Source organism: Marinigracilibium pacificum (assembly GCF_012926615.1).
Taxonomy (GTDB): Bacteria; Bacteroidota; Bacteroidia; order Cytophagales; family Cyclobacteriaceae; genus Mangrovivirga; species Mangrovivirga pacifica.
Window position 1 is genome coordinate 1 of the sequence record NZ_JABBNU010000004.1, and the last position, 17,648, is coordinate 17,648.

A 17,648-nucleotide genomic window follows, 5' to 3' on the forward strand; every position below is an offset into this window, starting at 1 on the left:
TCAGACAAAATGGATTTGATAAAATAACTGAAAATAAAATTGCATTAAAGAAATAAACGGTTATTTCATTTATCTTTTCATAAATAATCATTATATCCCACTGCTGTTCGAAGTTTAGCGATAGCGTAACTTCGAACTTTTAATGAAAAGTAGGGATTGTATCCCCGGTATAATTTAAAAGTTTATCCATTGAAGAAAGGTCTTTCAAGGATTACGGGAATTTTTTTCTCAACGCTCTCTCTCAGGTGTTTATGAGTATCTGAATCAAAAAAGGAAAAAAGGTCGAAAAATTCAAAAGCAAATTGCTATTTTGGACTCGTATTTAATCATGAAAACTGATTGTGTAACTAACTAACTTTCTGGTAGTAACAAATCTATGCGCAAAATTATCTCAATTTAACAAAATGATACCAGTAAAAAAGGACATTAAAGAGATCGCAGAACTTTTAGATTGTGGAGAAATCTGCTTTTATCACAAAATCAATGGAACTATTGAACATCACCCAGACCCTAATAGTGATTTTTTCGAACAGGACATGTGGAAAGAAACAATGGAAAAAATAGAATCTGAATATTGTAACTATCTTCGGTTTGAAAAAATGGATTCTAGAAAGGCTTTTAGTGTGATGGAAAACTTCACAAACTGCTTAAATGACCAAGAATTTCAAAACAGATTACTTAAGCTCCTATCCCAACCTCAACCATTCAGAAATTTCAAATGGACAATAGAAAACTCAGATTATCGTCAACAATGGTTCGATTTTAAAGCTCAAGCTTATGTTGAATGGGTAAATGAACAAATAATCGAAAATGACTAATATCTACTGTACAATCAAACTTGAAAAGTTAATTGGTAAAGGCTTAATATCCACAGAAGAAATTTCACCATCTCCAATAGGTAATTGGAATGCTAACCTTTTTTCTCTTAATGGAAGAAAGTGCATGATATTAATGAATGACATTTCATATTACTCTTTGATCTTTCTTGACATTCTAAAAAAGGATTTAATCAATTTTCAAGAACTTTTTTACCATAGATTAGTCGACCAATTTAACTATGACAACTTGAATTTCTCAACAGACCTCTCGCCTACCCTCTTAAATACTTGCAAACCTAATTTTATTCGAACGAATAATAACCGCAAAGTTCTTGGTACTATGAATGAATTTATTCATGATATTAAATACTTGTTTCACAATGAATACAACTCGAATCTAAAAAATATTGACATCAACGAATTAAACCATAATCTAACCAACAATCTTGTAGGAGCACTAAAACCGAAACAAGGAGATTTTGGTAAACCAATTGAAATAATGAATATACTATTACAAAATATGTCTGACAAGTTGTAGAAAGCATTGCGAGTTCAGCATATCTGTAGCTGAGTGAATCGTTTCATCTCTACGTTGTTAGAAGTTTAACGATAGCGTAACTTCGAACTTTTAATGAAATGAAGGGATTGTATCCCGATCTTTATAAAAAGTATCTATATTGAAAAAAGGTCTTTCCAGGATTACGGGAATTTTTTTCTCAACACTCAATCCCACTCTCACCTACACTGGCGCGCGTAGCGAAGCAATACGCGTGCCTATGATAACAGCTCCACCTTTAACAACCCCTTTTTATGATCACAATAATCTCTTGCTAAACTATACCAATAATTTTCAGCTTCGTCTACAATTTCAGCATTTACGGGATTGTCATGTATATAGTCAAGTTTTTGCTCCATAATTAAACTACTATCCAATTCTATGGGATGATTACCATCCATCCAGATTTTATAAGAAGCAATTCTTTTTAATTTACTTCCTGCACGTCTAAAAGCTTTTAACAACCATTCACTTCTGCTTTCATTTATCCTGCCTATTTCAGTTATTAACCGCTTATTACTAAACTTTTTAAAATCTCTCATTATAGCTGATAGACTTTCTCCATCTTTATTCACACTTATTATCATGTGGATATGACTTGGCATGATACAATAGGCATGAATTTTTAATCCTCGTTATTCTTGATAATAATTCAATGTATCCAAAAGAATATGTTTGTATTCTTTCCTGGTAAAAAGATCTATCCAATATACTATTGTACATGTAACAAAATAAATCCCTTCAGGATTATTAAATTTATACTTCTCAGACATTGGTTTTGGTTGGTCTATAGTTGATACTGGAAAAATAAATCAGCTAGAGATTATATCAAAACTAATAATGGATTGAAGTAGACTAAATTATAGTGGCCTATCCTATTTAACTGTCAACTTATTTTAGGACCATACATAATTTGTATAGCATGCGTTATGCTGAAAAAGCAACGCGCGCCAGTTGGCATCAGTTTTGGTTATGTAATAGTTGATACTGGAAAAATAGATCATATAGAGATTTTATCAAAATAAATAATGGATTGAAGTGAACTAAATTATAGTGGCCTATCCTATTAAACTGTCAACTTATTTTAGGACGATACAAAATGAAAAGGCCTAATTTGTGCAGCACGCGTTATGCTGAAAAAGCAACGCGCGCCATTTGCAAAAATCATAAGCAGTTATTTAATAAAAACCCTTTGTTTATAAGTGAAACAACATTATTTTGAATGGGATTGATAAATCATTGAATATAATCAACCAATGATTTATCTGAGATAAGTGTAATCACATTGCGCTTCTCCCTTTGTTTTGCTCAATAAACTTGTACTAAATTGAACTCAGACCAACAAAAACTCCTACGAAGCAAACTATTTCGTCATCTTGATGGAATTGTTATTTCTCCCACTGCCTATGCCTTAAAAAAACAGGGTATAACGGATTTTTTATTAGAAAAAAAGAAAGTAGAACTGAGCGAACTAACTACAAAATTCAGGGCAAATGAGGGGTATTTGAACGTAGCACTACGAGGACTTTGTTCTCAAGGATGGCTCACTCAAAAAATTGACAACCAGACCGATACTATAATCTATGAAACCAATGAAGCATCAGAAATAGCATTCAATTATTTTCATCTCTATGAAGATGTCACCGATTTATTGAAAATGACCGAAGATTACCATTCGCGGAAATTTGAAATCGAGCCATTTCTTAAACTGGAAAGCATTTACAAAAAGTACAAAACCAACTATGGGTTGGAATTGTCAAAAGATAAATTACGGAGAAAAATTGAGGACCAGATATTAACCCACATTGAAGGTGTAATTGTGGGGCCGACAATTGTAGGACTGGGTATTACAGGTATGTTTCATAAGTATTTTATGCAGTCGAGATTCAGCCCGGAAGAATTCCATAAAGACCATATTGAGTTTGACAGGCTGCTTGTAATATTAACTGACCTTGGATGGTTTGACAAAAAAAACAACACCTACTCGTTCACCAATGTTGGTTTATTCTTTGCAAAAAGAGCCACTGCATACGGTGTTACCGTTTCATACATCCCTACTCTAAGAAAACTGGACGATCTCATTTTTGGCGATCCATTGATCCTTAAAAATATTACCCCGGGATCTGAGGAAAAACATGTTGATAGAGAAATGAATATTTGGGGAAGTGGCGGGGCGCATAGCGCATATTTTAAAGTGTTGGATGAAATTGTCATTGACATTTTCAACAGACCAATCGAAGAACAGCCTGAAGGCATACTCGATATGGGTTGTGGAAATGGTGCATTTCTTCAGCATTTATTTTCTGTTATAGAAAGGCATACACTTAGAGGTACATTATTAGATGAATACCCTTTAAAAATAGTCGGTGTAGATTACAATGAAGCGGCTATAAAAGTTTCTAAAGCAAACCTTATTAATGCCGATATATGGGCAAAAATTATCTGGGGAGACATAGGAAACCCGGAACAATTGGCCACTGATTTAAAAGAAAATTACGAAATCGAACTGAGCGAATTACTCAATGTAAGAACCTTCCTGGATCATAACCGAATCTGGAATGAACCGCAAACTAAAACAACTAGAATTAGTTCATCGACCGGTGCGTATGCTTATGAAGGCAAAAGGATCAACAACAATTTAGTTGCAGAATCATTAAAGGAACACATTGAGAAATGGACTCCGTATGTAAAGAAGTTTGGGTTGTTACTCATTGAGCTACATACAGTGAATCCCGAGCTTGTTGCGCAAAATATTGGTAATACTGCAGCCACGGCATATGACTTAACCCATGGATACTCCGATCAATATATACTTGAAATAGATGAGTTCCTGGAGGTAGTTCAGGAAGCCGGTCTAATTCCGGATATGTACAAGTTCAGGAAATTTCCCAACACCGATTATGCCACCGTTTCGATTAGTTTATTAAAAGCAAAGGATTGAAAAGCCATCTTTCAAGTATATAGGACACTTTGAATTGTTAGGACACCTTGCATGGACTATTTAGACTCCTTTTCTGGCGCAAGAATCTTATTGTGCCTCAGCTCTAGTTTCTAAAATGACACAATTATTCCCATGGCCTGTCCCTTACCAGACAAAAATTATTTATCAAATTGCACAAGCTTTAAATCAGTAAATGGTTTGAATTTAACTAGATTGGACTTATTATTAGTTTATTAATAACACCAATTCACAAGCATACTTAGAAAAAAGTGCAATAGTTTCATGCTTATCTACCTATTGTAGTTCATTTTAAGAAATAAACCTTTTGTAATTAATATTTACCACAGTATGAAACAAGTTGTCTTAATTATATCATTTGCTATATTTCTCAGTTTTTTAACAAATTTGACTTACGGTCAGGCTAATGGAAATCAACTGTTAGATAGATGGGAGTTTTCCGAAAGTGAATTGAATTCAGCCCAATCGGACTACGCCAAAGGGAAAGGAATCAAGTTCTATCATTTCACATTTTTAAGCAATAATAAAAAAGTTAACGGATATCTGGCAGCCCCGGAAAATACAACCAACAATCCGACGATTTTGTGGAATGATGGCGGCAGCACAAAATACTTTCCATTCAATGCAGAACATGTACCACGGAAATTTGGCAAGTTGGTAGAAAGCGGATATGCTGTAATAGCCTGTAACTATAAAGACGAAAGCAACGGCGAAGTGAAGGATGAATTTGGCGGAGAGGACGTTGAACATGTGGTTAACCTTATTGATATACTCCATAGCTTTCCGGAAATCGATACCTCTGCGGTAGGAATGTTTGGATGGAGCAGAGGTGGGATGATGTCTTATATGACCTTGGTCAGGACCAACAAAGTTAAGGCGATGGTTGTAGGCGGAGCAATTTCTGATCTGTTTTTAAATGGCCAGAACCGACCTGATATGGAAATATATGTCTTTGCGGATTTAATGCCCGACTATAAAATCAGCCGTACGGCAGCATTAAACCGAAGGTCTGCCGTCAAATGGGCGGACCAGTTTCCCAAAGATGTTCCGATACTGATCTTGCATGGGACATCAGATTGGCGCGTAAGGGCTGAGCACTCTCTCCTACTTGCCCAGGAACTGAGCAAATATCGGGTGCCTTATCGTCTGATTTTATATGAAGGTGGTGATCATGGTATTTCAGAATACCGTGAAGAGCAGCAAACAGAAACCCTTGAATGGTTTAATCGCTTCCTAATCAGAAAGGAAAAATTACCTAATATGGAATTTCACGGAAGATAATTTAAAGACTCAGATGAAGGGCGTATTGATTGCAGGGTACTCTGTGTCCGTGGTACCCATGCTGTTCAAAGTTTAGCGCTAGCATAACTTCGAACTATTAATGAAAAGCAGGGATTGTATCCCGGTCTTTGTAAAAAGTATATCCATTGAAGAAAGGGCTTTTTAGGGTTACGGGATATTTTCACTTATTATTCACTCCCACTCTCACTCTCACTCTGTTTTTTCCTTCCCGTGCCCTATCCCCTGACAGGACACAAATTATTAATCAAATTTCACAAGCTATAAATCAATAAATGATTTGATTTCAGTTAAATCAGTCTTATTTTAGGGTTTTAATAGGATTTATTAACAACATAAGAACATCATAGTAATTATTGAATAATAGCAATAGAGTAATGCATATTCTTTGGTTAGATGTTATTTCTCAAAAAAAACATGGATTTCAAGAACAAATCATTCAAAACAAGCTTTATAGTCGGTTTCGTTTTCTGTAGTGTTGCAATTATATTTTTGCTTGTTGGGCTATCAGATTTAGGGATGGGTTTATTTTTCTTCTTGCCCTTAGCTATCGGAATAAGTTCAGGACTTTTACCCAATCTGAAGCAAGCAATTTGGGGTACACTTGCAAGTTTAGGACTGTTCTCTATATTTCTCATTGTTACCAACATTGAAGGTTTTATATGTGTATTACTTGCCCTTCCGATATTATTAATCTCCGCTTTGATAGGTTGGTTTATTGGCCGGCTATTTAGGAAAAAGAATAAGGATGAAACCAATTTAAAAGTAACTGTGCTACCTTTTTTGATATTTATAGCGGCAAGCTTTCTTGAATTATTCACGGGTAATCCTTTTGTGAAAAATGAAGTGAGTACAACATTTAAGATTAAAGGGACACCTGAGCAAGTTTACAATTCAATAATTCAAGTCGATACAGTAGATGTAGAAACCAATTTATTGCAGAAAGCAGGACTACCAATACCAAGAAAATGTATACTGACAGAAGAAAAGGTTGGCGGACTAAGGCTATGTGAGTTTGAAGAAGGAAGAATAGTGGAAACTATAACTGAGATTAAGAAAAATGAGCTATTAAGAATGGATGTAACAGAAAGTAAACTTGGAAGAGAACGCCATTGGTTGAAATTTCATGAAGACATTTATAACATTAACCCAATAAATGATGAATTGACACAAATCACCAGAACAACTAGTTATTCTTCAAATTTAAAGCCTAGAATATATTGGGAAATCATGGAGTCACTTACCATTAGAATAGAGCAAGATTTTGTTTTTAGAAATCTCGTAAAAGATGTCCGTAATCTGCAATGATCAATTATACAAAACTAATTTCAAGAACTTTTGGGTTGTTTAAAAACATACCTTTTTTACCAATATTAATTGATGAACAACTTAAAATTCTCACTCTTTTTACAAGACCAGGAGTGTTTTCAAGCATGATTGAATTAAATAAGTGGATTAAAACACTTGATAATATCAAAACTAAATACCATAAATATGGTGGGCTTGAATTTACTATCAATTCTAAAGAAATATGTCATATACATGGTGATGGCTTGGTTGATGTTAAGCTAAATACTATTTTAAAAGGTAGGTATTTATTAAAAGCAGGAGTTGAACCGCATCATGAACATCCGAAAAGTAATATGATAAGCTATCAATTAAAGAGTAATGACTCCCTGAAATTGATTAAAGCAATTATTTATGATGCATACAATATTAGATCATGCTCAGGGCACAAAAACTGAATCATGGTTTTTAATTACCGTGTAAATGTGCAGGTTTATAAAGTTTGTCCCCCTCGCGATATGGAGTTGATCGCTAACCTAACTTCATACTATCAATGAAAAGCAGAGATTGTATTCCGGTCTACTTTAAAAGTATATCCATTGAAGAAAGGTCTTTCAAGGATTAAGATAGATTGATTCATTATTAAATATGTGTTGTTGACTTTGCAACCGGTCTGACTAAACAAACAATCAGTTCATCCTTAAAAATCAACAATTCAGTATAATATTTTTCTTCATGCGAGAATTTTCTCTCACATTTACGAAGAACTTTTAACTTAAACTTATGACAACTAAAACTTTGAAATGGATCGGGAAAACACTTTTGATAAGTGTAATTATTTACACTTTAGTTTGTCTCGTTCTCATTTACTGGCCAATAGAAATTGAAAAAAATGTAATGAATTATGATTATAACTCCATAAATACCAACACAGAAGTTTCTCTTGGAACCGAACAATGGGTGAAAATGGAAGATGGTAAAGAGATTTTTTCAAGAGTTTATGAAAGTGATAGTAAAAATGTTGTGATCCTAATCCATGGCTCTGGTTCTGATAGTAGGTATTTAGCTAATTTGGCTAATGCAATAGCTGATCAAAATATTGGCACTGTAATAACGCCCGATATGAGAGGACATGGAAGAAACAATGGAGATAGAGGTGATATTGATTACATCGGACAACTTGATGACGACATCAATAAATTTATTCATTTTAGTAAGAAAGAACTAAATGCAGAAAAGGTCATTTTAGCTGGACATTCTTCCGGAGGTGGGTTTGTTTTGAATTTTATTGGAAATCAAAAAAACAGTAAGGTGGATAAGGCTATTTTAATTGCTCCGTTCTTAGGATATAAGGCACCGACAGTAAAACCCAATAGCGGAGGATGGGTTCAAGTAGCTTTAAAGAGAATAATCGGACTTTCAATGTTAAATAATCTTCACGTAAAAGCCTTAAATCATTTACCTGTATTGTTTTTTAATCTCCCTGATAATCTTAATGATAGCTTACAGGTTCAATCATATTCATACAATATGATTATGAATTTTGATTCAAAAGATTATCAACAAGAAATAAAAAACACAAATATCCCTTGTTTAGTAGTAGTCGGAGATGAAGACGAAAGTTTTTATCCTGAACAATTCCCGATAGTTTTTGAGCCGGCCAGGAATTTATTCCAGGTGGAAATTATTGAAAAACTAAAACATTTGGATATTGTGAAAAACGATAAAGTATTTGAATTAATTAAAGAGTGGGATTTAAAAAATTAAAGTTTGTGTGGTAGAATCTTACCTCTCCCTCCCCGGCTGTATGAAGTTATGCGCTAGCATAACTTCATACTTTAATGAAAAACTGGGATTGTATTCCGTTCTATTTAAAAAGTATATCCATTAAATAAAGTTTTTATGAGTCTTATTGGATGTTATTTCTCAACACTCACTCCCACTCTCACTCTGTTATTTCACCTGAATTTCGAAAAGATCTACTTGTGCGATTGTAATATTGTATTAACTTATATATTCGAATCCGTTCAAGTAACTTGACAACCAGCTATAAATCATAAAAAAGATTTGATTTTGACCAAAATAGCCTTATTATAGGTTTATAGTATGGATTTATTAACAATATAAAGCACCAAAACATAAACTGGATATGAACAATTGATTCGCACTTATCCATTCATTACGATTATTTCTCCTATTTTCAAGTTAAATAATCAATTTCTGATATTGTTACTCCTGAATTAATGAATATTAAACATGGGTATTATGTTTAAATCTCTGTTATTCAGATATTTGCGAATAATTTTATTCATTGTTATAAATCAATAAATTAAGGATTCAATATACAAAGCAAATACATTTATCAATCAAACCCAATATCAATTATCATGAAAGAAACCGATCAAGAAAATTGCAATTCAAAAGAACCACAAAAATCCTCGGTGAAGCCCTATAAAGAATGGCACAAAAATTTACCAGAAGGGGGACCTTATAAAGGAGCCCAGTTTGGTATCTTGTCTAAGCTCCATGGAACATGGGTCAACTGGAAAGACGGCCCCACTGGACTTCATACAACCCCTATGCCTTCACCAGGTACATCTTCAGAAACTGTCTTTGGTGTCTTCCACTTTAAATCTCAGGAGTACAGGGAACAACTTAAGTTTACACAGGTTAATGCACCAGTGCGTAACCGTGGTGGGTCTAATGAGCAGTTTAATGCCGCAGTAAAATATGAAACTGCCATTATTGATAATGAAAATCTTCTTCAGCATTTTGAAGATGGAATGTACCTCTGGTTGGGAGACAATCAAATGCCCTGGAGTGAAGAAAGCCCTACTCAACATCCACCAAATTTGTTTAAACATACCTCGGATGAAGAATCTGTAAAAGAAGATGGAGCTGAACCTGTAATGGGTCCGGGTGAACTTGGCCCTCAATTTATTCCTCCTTATCAAATATCTCGATCAGGAGTAATTCCACATGGAACTACCATTCACATCACAGGTAATGCTGCACAGACAGTGGAAGGTCAAGCTCCACATATTGCAGATCTTTGGGAGCCACAATATCTTTCAGTATCACCTACTATGGGGATAAAACCCGAAAAAGATCTAATTAAAGGATCACGTCAGAAGCCGGAATGGACAAAACTCCCTCGTGAGGATCAAAACCCTGATGGTGGTCCAAGAGAAAGTGGAGTAAACAGTGGTCGGGCTTACTTTGAAAAAATATTCAATTATGATAAGTCCGGTGCTAAATTCCCATATACTGTTCAACCGAACCTGAAGTTGATAGATGCCAACGAAAATGTTAAGTTCATTAAGTATAATTTGATTGAGCTGGATTCTTTTCATGACACAGGTCATCAAGGTGGTACAATTAACAATGTGATGATTAATCGGTATTGTAAGGTCACAAGAATGCGTCTTCGAATGTGGCTGGAAGAGGTTTACGATGATGAGTTTGGTGGAAATATCGATCAGCTTCAGTATGAGCAAATCGTAGACTTTGAATTTATGTTTGGGTCTGATGGTGGTACGACTAAATGGCCACATATCCAGGTTAATACCTTACGAAGGGAGAAGGATATTCCAAAAGATAGACTTTTACCTTCAATTATAATACCTAAACAACCGGATGATGAAGTAAGCGGAGGACCTGCTCCAATTGTTACTCCTATGGGACATTCAAAATAAATTAACTTTCTTATTTGTTACTTCCCGAACGGATCTTTTGTAACTATTCAAATAAATTGAAAGGGCTATCTATTATTTAGATAGCCCTCTCTTTTTATTATGATTTTATTTAATTAAATGATTTAAACTCCAGACTTTGTTTCCAGCAACAACTTTGATAACGTAAAGTCCACTTGGTAAAGCAGGTATTTTAAGCTCTGCAATACCATCCTCGCTATTTAGGGTTTCAGAATAACTTATTCCGCCTTCCATGCTGTGAATATACACTTTGGCTTCCTGAATATTATCCTTAAACCTTAGCTTGGCAACACTTCCTGCTGGTGAAGGATTCGGAAAGATCTGTAAATCTGATTCCAGACTTTGCGACTTCATTGTATTAGCATCTGATTCTGCAGACATCGAACCGAAACTACATGCACCTAATAGGTTCCATACTCCCCATTCTCCGGTCTGAGTTGGGTTCTCCCCTTGTGTCCACCATTTAGCTTCATATGTATTTCCTTCATATGATACCTTCATCCCTTGCGTGTAAATAGCTGATGCACTCCATTCTGGTTCTGAACAACTGACATTGCCTACAGTGATTTTCACTGATGCAGAAGATGTATTTCCCTCGTTATCAGTTGCAACCGCTCGAAGCTCATAGGCTCCATCTGCCATAGGTGTCCAGTTAGCACTATAAGGTGCTGTAGCATCTTCTACAATTAAGTTTTGACCGGCATAAAAGGCTACCTTTATTACACTACCGTCTGAATCACTGGCATTTGCTGAAATAGTCACGCTACTGCCAGATGCAAAATTAGCATCTGGTGAAGGTGAAGTAATGCTTACTGTCAAACCTGTACCACCGCCACCACAAGGCTTAATTACTTCATTGATTGCACTAAGCAAAGAGTACTGTCCTTCAGTATCCTGGCTTATTTCCCAGATCATAATTCCGCCTCCTTGCTGTGCCCCTAGTTCTGCCTTGGCTTTTATGGTGTTGATACCGTTGTAATAGACTCCATTAAAAACATCAGCATACGGATCGGCTCCTTCTGCCAATAAGGTCTTGTATGACTTCCAGGTTGGTCGACCATAAAATGGCACCCCAAGTATGGCTTTGTTTGCCGGTAAACCTCTGCCTAACCAATAGTTCATTGTTAATTCTGCATAGTTGTAAGGGGAATGGGCTGACCCGTTGCCTCCATCATAAGCCATCAGATTTAAAAAGTCTACATCATTAAACACACTATTTACTACTGCGTCTGCATTATAACCATAAGCGGCTACAGCAGCTGAAAGTTCCTTGCCTCTGGCATGGAGGGCAACAGCCATCTCGTGCATCAGTGTGGCAAAATTCGCAGGATTTTGCCCCCCGGCAGGATATTCCCAATCCATATCTACTCCATCAAGATCATAATTGTCTATAAGCGATAGTAAGTTATTGATGAAATTCTGACGGTAGGTAGCATTAGCTGCCATTGTTTCAAAATCAGTATTATTCAGGTCACTCCACCCTCCTACGGCTATAGCTACCTTTACACCATTCTGGTGGGCAAGAGTTACAATATCACGTAGCTTTTGTGGATCTTCTACTGCTGTTAATCCTCCTGTAGTGGTAGGACGAATAAAGGAGTACATGATATGGGTAAGCTTATTGTATTGAATAGCTTGAGCTGTACCAGACCAACTCGGCATATAACCAACTATACGCTTGCCGCCTACGCAAGGATCTGGATCTACAATCACATCGCTCTCAACCTTAATATTTATAGCTTCAGAGGTGGTAACAGCATCTTTATTATCAGTAGCGCGGGCCGTCAGACTGTAGTTGCCTTCTACAACGTTGGTCCAACTGTAAGAATAAGGAGCTGTGGTATCTTCTCCAAGTTTAGTGGTTCCGTTAAAGAACTCCACTTTAGAAATAGTACCGTCCGAATCATTAGCCGAGGCTGTTATGTTCACAGTGGCACCTTTCTTATAGGTAGCATTGTTTGCAGGTGAAGTCAGACTTACTGTAGGCGCCTGATTTCCATTACCACAAGGCCCAATCAATGCCCAGACTCCATATTCCGCAGACTGTGCAGGGTTTTCTCCCTGTGTCCACCATTTCGCTTCATAGATATTGCCATTATAAGATACACGATCTCCGCCATTATAAACCTTCGCTGATTCCCAGGTTGGTATGTTACATTCACTTCCCGAGTTTTCTTCTATCTTAACCATTACAGCTTCTGAAGTGGTCGAAGCTCCTTCATTATCTGTGGCTATTGCTGTCAGTGTGTAGTTTCCTGCTTTGACATTATTCCAGACATATGTATAGGGTGAGTTTGTTGCCTCACCAGCTAGTGATCCATCTATGAAAAACTTCACTCCAACTATGCTTCCGTCGCTATCGCTGGCTGATGCTATTATATTTATAGCACTTCCTTCTTTAATAATGGAATTATTGGCAGGAGAAGTGATACTTACCATTGGTGCAATATTATTGGTTGAATCACCAATCTTAATATTTACACTTGCTGAGGTCGCTGTAGCACCTTCATTATCAGTAGCCCTGGCAGAAATGCTATAGCTTCCATCTGCTAAATCTGTTACCGTAAAGTTATAAGGAGAGCTTGTGTCAGTGCCAACAATAGATCCATTTACAAGAAATTCAACCTTTGATACAGTACCATCACTATCGCTGGCACTAGCCTCAATGGTTACCGGACTGCCAGAAGGATAGGCTGTATTTTCTTCAGGGGATAATAAGGTTACAGTTGGTTTGCGGTTTCCGGTATTTCCATCTGCAAATACTTTGTTTATAGTATTTATTAAAGGTGCTTTAGTATTGGGACTGTAGACTAATTTCCCTCCATAGGTTGTGGTATTAGAAGCAAGATCCATCCAGTCGCCAGATACATGCCAAACAATTACACCACCCAGTTGCTCCTGGTTGATATACTTTGCTTTTTCGGTTATGGAACGTTCGTTGTCATAACTCAGAAAGAAATTACCTTTAGTTTTGTAAGGTACTTTTGCTTCATCATCCCAGTGTTCTTCCCAGTCACCAGTATTAGCAACTACGGCATTGTAATTCGGTGTTCCGTCCCATACATTTTTAGCCCAGTTTGTGAAATCGGCAGCCGTCATAACTGGTCCGTCAGGTTCAATAGTAGTCTGAACTTTTACGGTAGGCGCATTTAAGGCAGCAGGACCATTGGTCACAACTCCTCTACCATAGAATGCCATTCCAATGTTAATTTTATTTAGTGGAATATTAGTTGCTTTCATCGCCTGTGCAGCTGCGTCAATTGAAAAATTAGCATATTCAGCACCAGAATAATCGTATAACGGGGCGTTATGGCCTGCAATATTAGACCAACCTCCATTGAAGTCATAAGTCATGATGTTGTAATAATCCATTGATTGGTCAATTCTCGACCAGTCAAAGCCTACTAACTTAGCTGGATTTGCTGAAAAGCAAGAGGTAATAAGTTTATCAGGACCAATGGCAGCCCTGATTTCTTCTACCAAAATTGCAAAGTTTGTAAAATCTGCTGGCGTACCGGTGAAATTCATTCCCTCGTGGCCAGGATATTCCCAGTCCAGGTCAATCCCATCGAAGCCAAGGGCAATAAGCTTTTTACAGTCTTCGATGAACCTCGCTCTTTTTGCAGGATCTGCCGCCATTTCCGGGAAATGCTTACACATGCTCCACCCTCCAATAGAAGCCATTGCTTTAACTCCATTTTCTTTACACAAGGCGAGCATTCCCTTTGGTCCGCCCTCTTTATGAATTGATAGTGGAAATGCCCCTGACTCACCGGTTTCAATATTTGTCCATCCGCCATTGGCATTACGATAGCCTTGGTTATATGCGGGGCTCCCGTCAGAAATATGATAAAGAACCTCTAATTCTCCATATAAAATAAATTTGTCCCAGCTACTATAAATATCCTCATTAATCAGAGGGGCAGGTTGCTGAACAACACCGTCCTGATAAATGTTACGATTACGGTAGTCTCCACTGTGAATAGACCCGTCTACAGCAACGCCAAAAAATGAAAAATTAAGAATTGTATACTGTGAATAGTCTACATTCAATTGATTTTGGCTTCCTTTTGGAATGAGTCCGGGAATATCCTTCCAGGGGCCCCATTGGGTGAGATAACCGATTACCTGTTTGTTGTGGTCAGAAGTAGTGGCAGGTACCTGTGGGTTTACCTGTGCGCTGCTCAAATACGGAAAGAGCAGTACAATGAGTACAAATGCAGCCCGACTATACCAGGAAATTCTGCATAGTCTGCTTAAGCGATTTTTGATTGAAAAATGTTTCATTTTGATTGGTTAAAAGAATAATAATTAAATTATGATTAGGCAAAAGGATAAGCCTGATCATTTACAAGTATTTATATATAACTTTCCTTTTCGTGATAATCTGAAAACAGACTTCGGAGTCTGATATCAGGTGTTTTGGTATTTTTTAATTTGTGTGAAATGATAAAAAAATCCTAAGCATCAGATTTTATTTAGCTAAACGACATTGTTTTGTAGCTGTACGACAGGGTTTTAAGGTGCTTTAGGGATGGTTATTACTACAAGTTGGTTGTTATTTCGGATCCGGGTAAGTGAATTTGATAGGCGCTTTCGATATGGCAATCTTCTGTCTTATCTCCCACATTCGGGTAGGTTCTTATTTGTGCTAAAATGGTTTGTTCCCACCGTATCCTGTCTCCTATTCAGAACGCAAATCATTGTCAGGGCCCGTCAAGAGAAAGGTAATGGAATAAGATTTATAAGATTACGATTACATTTCGGCTACTAAACTATAAAAGTGGATATAAATCAATAAAAGATTTAATTATAACTAAATCAGCTTTATTTTAGGCTTTTAAATAGATTGATTAACGATTTAATACATCAACACTTTTGTAGGAGAAATAGAATCATACTAATCTCTTAATTACCAACCATATAGAAACCAACAGGATGAATAAAACGATTATAATACTACTATTTTTATTAATAGGGGTTAATCAATTAAAGTCACAAGATTCCGAACAAATTGTAATCGGCAGTAAACATTTACTCCACTCTAATATTTTGGATGAAGATAGAGAGTATTGGGTTAGTCTACCTGATTCTTACAATCAGGAAGAATCGTCTTACAAGAAATACCCATTGCTTATCGTGCTTGATGGGAATGTACACTTTATATCGATATCAGGAATGGTCAACTATATGAGTTCCGATTTATACCGGAGTTGGAAAATTCCGGAAATGATTGTAGTTGGTATTCGAAATGTTGACAGAAGACGAGATTACACTCCTGATAAAATTGTTACAGTAAGGGAGAATAATTCTGGTGGTGGAGAAAACTTTTTAAGCTTTCTGGAGGATGAATTGATTCCCGAGTTGGATCAAAAGTACAGAACAAACTCTTACCGAATCCTTTTTGGACATTCTTTGGGCGGATTATTGGCTACTCATGCCTATATGAAAGAAGAAACACTTTTTAATGCATTCATAGCCGTTGATCCAAGCTTTGGCACATGGGACGAAGAAACCATGGATAATAAGTTAGATACAGTGACAAGTCGATCTTTTGAAAGGTTTATTTATATGGCCACAGCAAACTGGGACAAAAGAAATATCAGAAATCGTGATCGTCATATAAGGTTATATGAGGCCTTGAATAGTAAATGTGAAGGTGAATTTCATGCAAAACTGGAATACTTTGAAAATGAAAACCATGCCTCTGTTCCACCAATAGCCTTTTATAATGGAATTTCAACCATTTTTGAGGGTTATGGAATTTCCTATCGCAATGTGGAAAGCATAGAAAAGTTAACTCAACATTTTGAGTCATTATCACAGAGACTTTCATGGAATTTTAGTCCACCGGAACATCTGGTAAATCAAATAGGTTATCGAATGTTACAAAGTAATAGTGAAATTGACAGATCCGGGGCATTAGCATTTTTTATCTTGAATACAGAAAATTTTCCAGATTCATTTAATGCTTTTGATAGCCTGGGAGAAGCTTATGAAGCTCTGGGTGATAATAAAAAAGCTGTCGAAAATTATAAAAAATCACTTGAGCTATATCCTGATAATGAACATGCCAAATTGAAAATAGAAAGCTTAGGCAATGGTGAATAATTATGAAAGGTAATATTGTGTGAGAATAATTTTAATGACTCCTTGTCAAGCTTTGATTCTAGTTGTTGCTGAAAACTTTATTTATGGTTATAATCAGGATTAATAAATCATATATAATTAAATGATTATCAGTTGATTATTTATGATTAATTTTAATTTAATTTTTAAGGATCGACTTAGGAATTACATTCAGTTTTTATTCTCGTTCAAATTCGAATTTAACATAGGAATCATCAAGATTTCCGTCATCATCTAAGTCAAAGAAATCTTCTATAGGTCCTCCGGAGATATATAATTCCCCATTATCCAGTGAGATTCCCAGATAGAAATAATCATCCTCGCCATCAACCTGGACTACCAGTAAATCTTCATCAAATCCAAGTTGCCCGGTATAGACTAATTCTGGTTCATTAGGGACTTCTATTTCCATCGTAAATCTCCCATTCGATTGAATATCCAGATATACTTCTCCCCCATTTGATATCACTTCAAATTCTGTGACTGGTCCTGAAGCAGCATTTTCAAATAATGCATAATATGCTTCCCAATTTCCTTCAATATCATCCATTGATAATTCTGTACCGACGAGTGAAAATCGATCATCTTCTTCATCGTCATTACAGGAAAATACCAAAAGACAAATCATTAATAATACTGCAGACTTTTTAATCATAATTATCTTTGTGGCTCTTTCCTAATTTACCTAATTTAGAATTATTCTAATATTTAATGATAATGTTTTGTTCTAATGTGGGGTGTTAATTGGTGAACTATCTTCCGGGAATGTCTAATTGAACTCTTCGGTTTTGTTATTTATCTTTTGCCGTATAAACATATTATAAGTTTTCCGGATAATATTTTTAAAAACATCAAATCTTTACTAAATACAAGCTAAGCTATTATTT

General features: G+C 36.0%; 13 protein-coding genes. 9 read left to right on the plus strand and 4 right to left on the minus strand.

The features are described 5' to 3' along the window. Positions 1 to 404 precede the first annotated feature (404 nt). A complete protein-coding gene (locus tag HH304_RS06885) occupies positions 405 to 818 on the plus strand; it encodes a hypothetical protein (protein ID WP_169679469.1) in 414 nt (137 codons plus the stop codon). Then, positions 811 to 1,356: a DUF6933 domain-containing protein gene (locus HH304_RS06890; protein ID WP_169679472.1), complete on the plus strand. Its 546-nt coding sequence runs from the start codon at positions 811 to 813 to the stop codon at positions 1,354 to 1,356. The genes HH304_RS06885 and HH304_RS06890 overlap by 8 nt, the downstream gene beginning before the upstream one ends. A gap of 236 nt (positions 1,357 to 1,592) precedes the next feature. Here the strand turns inward: HH304_RS06890 and HH304_RS06895 are convergent, their stop codons facing one another. Both HH304_RS06895 and HH304_RS06900 read right to left on the minus strand, forming a co-directional pair. Continuing rightward, positions 1,593 to 1,997, minus strand: coding sequence for a transposase (locus HH304_RS06895; protein WP_333908749.1), 405 nt, complete (start codon positions 1,995 to 1,997; stop codon positions 1,593 to 1,595). A 12-nt stretch (positions 1,998 to 2,009) separates the two neighbouring features. Continuing rightward, positions 2,010 to 2,147, minus strand: a complete 138-nt coding sequence (locus tag HH304_RS06900; RefSeq protein ID WP_169679476.1) for a hypothetical protein — start codon at positions 2,145 to 2,147, stop codon at positions 2,010 to 2,012. 554 nt (positions 2,148 to 2,701) lie between these two features. On the opposite strand from HH304_RS06900, the gene HH304_RS06905 reads away from it, so the two are divergent. From HH304_RS06905 to HH304_RS06930, 6 genes are all read left to right on the plus strand, one after another. Next, positions 2,702 to 4,315 carry a class I SAM-dependent methyltransferase gene (locus HH304_RS06905; RefSeq protein WP_169679478.1) on the plus strand — a complete coding sequence of 538 codons (1,614 nt, stop codon included), beginning with the start codon at positions 2,702 to 2,704 and terminating at the stop codon, positions 4,313 to 4,315. 348 nt (positions 4,316 to 4,663) lie between these two features. After that, positions 4,664 to 5,614, plus strand: a complete 951-nt coding sequence (locus HH304_RS06910) for an alpha/beta hydrolase family protein (RefSeq protein ID WP_169679480.1) — start codon at positions 4,664 to 4,666, stop codon at positions 5,612 to 5,614. A gap of 435 nt (positions 5,615 to 6,049) precedes the next feature. After that, positions 6,050 to 6,940: a polyketide cyclase gene (locus HH304_RS06915; RefSeq protein WP_169679482.1), complete on the plus strand. Its 891-nt coding sequence runs from the start codon at positions 6,050 to 6,052 to the stop codon at positions 6,938 to 6,940. Beyond that, complete coding sequence (locus HH304_RS06920) at positions 6,937 to 7,377, plus strand: luciferase domain-containing protein (RefSeq protein WP_169679484.1); 441 nt, start codon at positions 6,937 to 6,939, stop codon at positions 7,375 to 7,377. The genes HH304_RS06915 and HH304_RS06920 overlap by 4 nt, the downstream gene beginning before the upstream one ends. Before the next feature lie 325 nt (positions 7,378 to 7,702). Then, positions 7,703 to 8,686, plus strand: coding sequence for an alpha/beta hydrolase (locus tag HH304_RS06925; protein WP_169679486.1), 984 nt, complete (start codon positions 7,703 to 7,705; stop codon positions 8,684 to 8,686). A gap of 620 nt (positions 8,687 to 9,306) precedes the next feature. Continuing rightward, the gene (locus HH304_RS06930; protein WP_169679488.1) at positions 9,307 to 10,614 is read left to right on the plus strand and encodes a peroxidase, FMP-type; all 1,308 of its coding nucleotides are present in this window, start codon (positions 9,307 to 9,309) and stop codon (positions 10,612 to 10,614) included. Between the two features lie 105 nt (positions 10,615 to 10,719). On the opposite strand, the gene HH304_RS06935 is transcribed toward HH304_RS06930, so the two are convergent. Beyond that, complete coding sequence (locus tag HH304_RS06935; RefSeq protein WP_169679490.1) at positions 10,720 to 14,919, minus strand: glycosyl hydrolase family 18 protein; 4,200 nt, start codon at positions 14,917 to 14,919, stop codon at positions 10,720 to 10,722. A 651-nt stretch (positions 14,920 to 15,570) separates the two neighbouring features. Here HH304_RS06935 and HH304_RS06940 point away from each other — a divergent pair. Then, positions 15,571 to 16,743: an alpha/beta hydrolase-fold protein gene (locus tag HH304_RS06940; protein WP_169679492.1), complete on the plus strand. Its 1,173-nt coding sequence runs from the start codon at positions 15,571 to 15,573 to the stop codon at positions 16,741 to 16,743. A 196-nt stretch (positions 16,744 to 16,939) separates the two neighbouring features. On the opposite strand, the gene HH304_RS06945 is transcribed toward HH304_RS06940, so the two are convergent. Beyond that, positions 16,940 to 17,416 (minus strand): hypothetical protein, encoded by a 477-nt coding sequence (locus tag HH304_RS06945; RefSeq protein ID WP_169679494.1) that lies wholly within the window; start codon positions 17,414 to 17,416, stop codon positions 16,940 to 16,942. Positions 17,417 to 17,648: the final 232 nt, after the last annotated feature.